The organism is Oleiphilus sp. HI0128 (genome assembly GCF_001635365.1).
The window spans coordinates 1-3,692 of record NZ_LWGG01000742.1 but is presented as its reverse complement, the minus strand read 5'-3'; the positions used below and the strand labels follow the sequence as shown (position 1 = coordinate 3,692).

Here is a 3,692-nt window from a genome sequence, read left to right as displayed (position 1 = left end):
CCAGAACGCGAGGGTTTGCCTAGCTCCCATAGAAGTCGTAGTGGTATTGTTCAAGCTGAAGATTTGCTTAGGCAGCTGATCTCAAAACTAGAAGAAAATCACGCAGAAGTACATCGAGTTAGCGCGTTTAAGTGGAAAACAACACTTACTGACATCATGGAAAGAGAAAAAGCCAAGCACTGCTTATTAGGGAATAATCTTGCATACCAAAGCGAAATTGAACAAGCTCTGCGCCTTCATAATAATAACATCAGCATTACACGCTACTCACAAGCTTATGAAACCCTTCGGGAAACCTTATTCCATAACATCGATATCGGCATCACCCTTGCACAGGGAGCAATAGCCGAAACCGGAACCTTATTGCTGCTGCCAAATAAAGACGAACCTAGAATGATGTCGCTTGTGCCACCAATACATCTAGTGCTACTACAAGAGGATCAAATCTACCCGGATTTATCAAGTTTGCTCAATGATGAACCTTGGGGTCAATGCGAGAAAATGCCAAGCAATGTTTTGTTTATTTCCAGCCCGTCGAAAACAGCAGATATACAACAAACACTAGCCTATGGCGCTCATGGACCCAAAAAGCTGATTGTCTTAGTTCAAGAAAACGCAGAGATATAGAGTGCTAAGGAGCAACGCTCAGCTCATCCAGAATCGATTCACTATCACCGCCTCCCGTTCTTAAACAGGGGAAAACCAATAGAATTTCGGTGCATTGCTCCGAGTCAGTGGAATAACTTATCGCCCCCCCTAAAGCGCTCATGACCCGTCGATAATAGACGGTCGCCAGATCAAGGTTAGATGAATCTTCATCCACAACTCTTAAACCTTCTAGCTGAGAACGCTGAACACCTTCTTTATAACGCAATAATAATACATTACGGCCACCCTCAACCCGACTATCAATAGTGATCTCTTCGCCTTTAGCCACGACAGAGTGATTGATGGCCGTTTTTAGTATGTTAAACAAAGCATAAATCAATAACCATTCATCACCTTTGAACAAGAAGTCTTGGCGTAAGTCTGTTCGTATTCTCTCTCGCTCTCCTGGCATAAACACATACTCTGCCAAACTCTTCGTTACTACACTCTGAATTGAAAGCACCTTGAAGGTACTTACATCGATGGGTTCATCCTTCACCAGACCTAGACTCATGTCGATCACCTGAGCACTTCGCGCGATAGCCACATGAGCTTGGCTATAGGGACTATCTAAATATCTCTCATCTTTTAGCTCCGCTCGTACCAATGCAGCATGTTCAACAAAGGCATGTAATTGATCTAAAGGCCCTCTCATGTCATTGGCGATATTACCGGCCAAAGACTGCAAACTCTGCATTTTTTGAAATAAGAAGCGCTGCTCCTGGAAAGCCTGACGGCGAAAAAACTCTACACGCTCAATGAGTCGACCCAATTTAGACGACAAAGCCTGTAACCTCGACTGATCTTTCAAACGCATGTCAGATTTACTGACGACGACTAAGAGCATTCCCCTAAAGTCACTATTTGCAACAACAGGCAAACCCAGCATCTCGCGTCCCGGCACCATTTCGACCCAATCATAGGCAGCATCGAGCTGCTCAGTTGACATAATTTCAACCATTTGGGCGTTAAGCGTTCTTTCCTCAGCCTCACCCTGCAGGTGCACGTTTATAGAAGAGGGTAAACGATCATGGCGGCGTCCATCACTGCCGCTAAATAGTATGCGTTGATAGTTTCTCTCAGCGCTCAGGTCATTCGCATCAAAGCGCTCCAACTCTTTCCTGGATAAAGTTCGCTCCAATAGAACCCTATCCAAATACCATGCATAGTGATGGATATAGCTTTGTTGCTCAAAAAACTGCCGAAGAATTGGCAACATCGACTCAAAGTCATCAGATTGATCTAGCTGATACATTAGGTCTCGAAAGTGCCGCTCAGCATCAAGTTTCTGACGAACCAGGACTTTATCTGAAAACGCTTGTAAGCGAGATTTCATCGCTGCATAAAATTCACAGGAACAGATGGTGATAAGAACCAGAAATACAGTCTGAGAAACACTCAAATACGCTTGATCTATAAAGATGCCACCTTTAAGCATTAAAACCACGAAACCAACGATGCAAATGTAAATCATCAAACGCGTGATAACAAAACTCAGCGTCTCGGGCAGTTCAAGTAGGTCATGTTTCAATACTGCGTAGGTAGATATCACCACCATAAGGGCGACTGAAAGTAAGCCATAAGGCGGTATATTGATATCAAACTCAAGAGAAAGCGTCATCCCACCCCCTAAAAAACCCAGGGCAATCGTCATGATCAGATAGTCTAACTTTAACTTACCTGAGCGGGTTGTTTCGGCTCTCTCTTGCAGTAGGACATATAGAGTATGCCCAATAATCCCGGCAAAAAATACCGGAAACGGATAGAACAAGTTCCCCCCTACAGGGAACCAGAAAGCATCAAAACGAAAGCTGGGACTGTGTAGAAAATGCTCTGGAGCGATAAATATCAAACTCAAATAGAGAAGCGATAAAAGATAGTATGAGAAAGAAACACGCTCGTAGGCATGTTGCTTACCCACAAAGCTTACAACAAAGTGAAACAACAAGACCGGAAGGAATAACACGACTGAGTTAGCACAACGTGCCCAAAACAAAGCTTGTGAAGGCTCGTTGGTAGACATTCCAACGAACAAGCTAAAAGACCAGAGAGCCAAGAGCGTACAGATTAGGCCAAAAAGAATCGACCCTCCCTGGCGTTTTGCCGATAAGCAAAGTACTGCACTGGCTGTACTCAATAGAGCGCAAACCAGACTAATAAAAGCAAAATTGTTCCATACCACAACGGTCACCCTGACCTTAACATTCCTGATCCTATGTTCAGCATGGGCTGTGACGGAATAATATTACCCCTATTCGAATAGTTGCCTTTAGCTGTACATAATCTAAACAGGCATTATCCTCCCAGAATCGCTTGGCCGCAAGCTAACGATTGATTACCATGCAAAAAATAAGAAGCTTTAGCCACTTTTATCGCTTCATGACAATAATTTGATGGATGCAATTAATGAAACACTTCTTATCCTGGCCCCGCAAGTCTCTATTCAACCTACTGCTAGTATCATATCTAGCGAGCCTTCTATCCTTTAATACGCTTGCCACTCCAGAAAGTAAGCACGTTGCAATCACCCAGATTGTTGAGCACCCTGCCCTTGATGCAGTGAGAAAGGGCGTTAAGGATGTCCTCGCCGAGCATGACTGGAAAGACGGAGAAAATCTTAAGTGGGATTACCAAAGTGCACAAGGCGCACCGGCAACTGCAGCCCAAATAGCCAAAAAATTTGCAGGCGACAGGCCGGACGTATTTGTAGCTATCGCCACCCCTTCAGCCCAGGCTGCGGTTGCCTCTGCCAGAAATACCAACATAGTTTTTAGCGCAGTGACCGATCCTGTTGCAGCCAAACTGGTGAAGTCTTGGGAGCAACCGAGCAAAAACGTTACAGGCGTGTCGGACCTAACACCGATAAAACTGCATTTAGAGATGATTAAAGAGGTCCTCCCTGCCAGTAAGCAACTCGGTATTATCTACAACCCAGGAGAAGCTAATTCTGTTTCACTTCTCAAGCTAATCAAGCAACATGCTGAAGAGCTGAACCTTCAAGTAATTGAAGCAGTCTCCCCCAAGTCCTCGGATGTGCAAACTGC

General features: G+C 44.6%; 3 protein-coding genes. 2 read left to right on the top strand and 1 reads right to left on the bottom strand.

Features of this window, described 5'->3' with window-relative positions:
• Positions 1 to 627, top strand: a 627-nt coding sequence (locus tag A3763_RS09670; RefSeq protein WP_068759997.1) for a lactate utilization protein, incomplete at its 5' end; no start/stop codon positions are given.
• A gap of 4 nt (positions 628 to 631) precedes the next feature.
• Here A3763_RS09670 and A3763_RS09665 read toward each other — a convergent pair.
• A complete protein-coding gene (locus A3763_RS09665; protein WP_197475715.1) occupies positions 632 to 2,830 on the bottom strand; it encodes a histidine kinase N-terminal 7TM domain-containing protein in 2,199 nt (732 codons plus the stop codon).
• 224 nt (positions 2,831 to 3,054) lie between these two features.
• Between A3763_RS09665 and A3763_RS09660 the strand changes: the two genes are divergently transcribed.
• Positions 3,055 to 3,692, top strand: a 638-nt coding sequence (locus tag A3763_RS09660) for an ABC transporter substrate-binding protein (protein WP_197482872.1), incomplete at its 3' end; no start/stop codon positions are given.